This is a genomic window from Mesorhizobium sp. M0514 (assembly GCF_040321145.1).
Taxonomy (GTDB): Bacteria; Pseudomonadota; Alphaproteobacteria; order Rhizobiales; family Rhizobiaceae; genus Mesorhizobium.
Window position 1 is genome coordinate 1 of record NZ_JAMYQZ010000195.1, and the last position, 1,986, is coordinate 1,986.

The 1,986-nt window shown below is 60.7% G+C and carries 1 protein-coding gene and 1 pseudogene; both read left to right on the forward strand.

Annotated features, from left to right (window positions below; genetic code table 11):
• Nucleotides 1-296 precede the first annotated feature (296 nt).
• A pseudogene (locus NKI61_RS32730) lies at nt 297-423 on the forward strand (IS6 family transposase); the annotation flags it as partial.
• Nucleotides 424-506: 83 nt separating this feature from the next.
• Nucleotides 507-1,986 (forward strand): potassium transporter Kup (locus NKI61_RS32735; RefSeq protein ID WP_352842412.1); only part of this gene is annotated, 1,480 nt, incomplete at its 3' end.

The window sequence follows — 1,986 nt, forward strand, 5'->3', positions numbered from 1 at the left end:
CCCCTCCGGGTTCGAAAGCAGAATGTCTTTGACGGCAGCGCTGGTCGATTTACCTTCTGTCTTGGTCATGGTGCAGAACTCTCAGCACACTACCATCAGCCCTCAGAGCCTTTGGTAATAGACCGACCCCTCGCACCTGTTTGGGCTGGGTGTACAAGTCAGGTTTTCATCAGGTTCGACGAGCATGTCTGGCAGTAGAGCGCGACCACTTCCGTGCCCGCCCACTCGTCTGGCAGACACACACAGTAGAAAGATATGCCGTCAGCTACAAGCAGCGCCATCGTTTCCGGCCGCAGATCATCGCTGATCCGGTCTGGCCCTCCATCAGGTTCCCCTTGAGCCTGTGTCTCGTCGAGGAAATGGCCCGGGAGCGGGATCGTGGTTTCGTATGAGACAATCCGCCGGTGCGGCAACAAATGCGGTCCGCATACGGAGCCATTACGTTGCGGCACTTGATATTGCAGTGCAGCAAAGGTAGAGGGCCGCCCCTTATCGGAGTGTCGTCCATGGTCCTTACCAATACTGGTAGCGAGGCAGAACCCGTCGAACAGTCGAGCCATCCGGCAATCGAACAGCAAAGCCCCAAGGTGCTGATGCTAGGCGCGCTCGGCGTTGTCTATGGCGACATTGGCACCAGCCCGATCTACGCGTTCCGTGAGGCGCTGGTGGCGTCGTCGGGCGGCAATGTCGCCGAGCGCGGCGATATCCTCGGCGTGCTGTCGCTGATCATCTGGTCGCTGACTATTATCGTCACCATCAAGTACATCATGTTCGTGCTGCGCGCCGATAACGGCGGCGAGGGCGGCGTGCTGTCGCTAATGGCGCTAGCGCGCGGCAGTTTCCCCAAGCGGTCGGCGGTGATCCTGGGCATCGGCATCGTCGGCGCCTCGCTGTTTTTCGGCGACGCGGTCATCACGCCCGCGATTTCGGTGCTTTCGGCCGTCGAAGGCATGAACGTCGTCACGCCTGCTTTCCAGCCTTATGTGGTGCCGCTGACCCTGGTCATCCTCGCCATGGTGTTCGCGGTGCAGCGCTTTGGCACGGGTGGGGTGGGATTAGTCTTCGGTCCGGTGACCGCTGTATGGTTCCTGGCGATCGGCCTTTCCGGTCTCAACCAGATCATCGCCGACCCGGAAATCCTGTGGGCGATCAGCCCGCATTACATTGTCGCCTTCCTGATCAATTCGCCCGACGTCGCTTTCGTCACCATCGGCGCCATCTTCCTTGCCGTCACCGGCGCAGAAGCGCTCTATGCTGATCTCGGCCATTTCGGATGCAGGCCCATCGTGGTCGCCTGGCTGTGGATCGTGTTTCCCTGCCTGCTGCTCAACTATGCTGGGCAGGGCGCTTTCGTGCTGGCGAAGAACGGTCACGTCGGCCACCCATTCTTCGAGATGAACGAAGGCTGGACGCTGATCCCGATGGTGGTATTGGCAACCGCGGCGACGGTCATCGCCAGCCAGGCGGTCATATCGGGCGCCTTCTCGCTGACCCGGCAGGCGGTGCAGCTCAATATGCTGCCGCGTCTCGAAATTCTGCACACGTCGGAACGGCAGTCGGGCCAGATCTACATGCCGCGCGTCAATGTTTTGCTGGCGTTGGCGGTGATGTTGCTGGTCGTCGGTTTCGGCGAATCGAGCAAGCTGGCCTCCGCCTATGGCATCTCGGTGACCGGCAACATGCTGGTGACGACGGTGCTGCTGTTCGTCGTCATGACGCGCATTTGGAAATGGCGCCTGTGGGTGGCGGTGGCGATGACGGCGGTGTTCGCGTTCATCGACATCGGCTTCTTTGCCTCCAACATCGTCAAGGTGTTCGAGGGTGGCTGGGCGTCGCTTGCGGTGGCCTTCACCATCGTTCTGGCGATGTGGACCTGGATACGCGGCAGCCGCTATCTCTTCGACAAGACCCGCCGCAACGAAATCCCGCTCGATTTCCTCGCCGGCAATCTGTTGAAGAAGAAGCCGCAGCTGGTGTCCGGCACCG